Source organism: Oleiphilus sp. HI0123 (genome assembly GCF_001635315.1).
Genome location: NZ_LWGE01000632.1, coordinates 1 through 390, shown reverse-complemented (window position 1 = coordinate 390; position 390 = coordinate 1). Strand labels below are relative to the sequence as shown.

Below are 390 nucleotides of genomic sequence, written 5' to 3'. Positions count from 1 at the left end.
CTACCTACGCAGTATTGAAACATGACCTACTTGAACTGCCCGAGACGCTGAGTTTTGTTATCACGCGTTTGATGATTTACATTTGCATCGTTGGTTTCGTGGTTTTAATGCTTAAAGGTGGCATCTTTATAGATCAAGCGTATTTGAGTGTTTCTCAGACTGTATTTCTGGTTCTTATCACCATCTGTTCCTGTGAATTTTATGCAGCGATGAAATCTCGCTTACAAGCGTTTTCAGATAAAGTCCTGGTTCGTCAGAAACTTGATGCTGAGCGGCACTTTCGAGACCTAATGTATCAGCTAGATCAATCTGATGACTTTGAGTCGATGTTGCCAATTCTTCGGCAGTTTTTTGAGCAACAAAGCTATATCCATCACTATGCATGGTATT

General features: G+C 40.5%; 1 protein-coding gene. It reads left to right on the top strand.

Annotation, left to right across the window (positions count from 1 at the left end; genetic code table 11):
• Positions 1 to 390: hypothetical protein (locus tag A3761_RS27095; RefSeq protein ID WP_197472863.1), on the top strand; the 390-nt coding region annotated here is incomplete at both ends.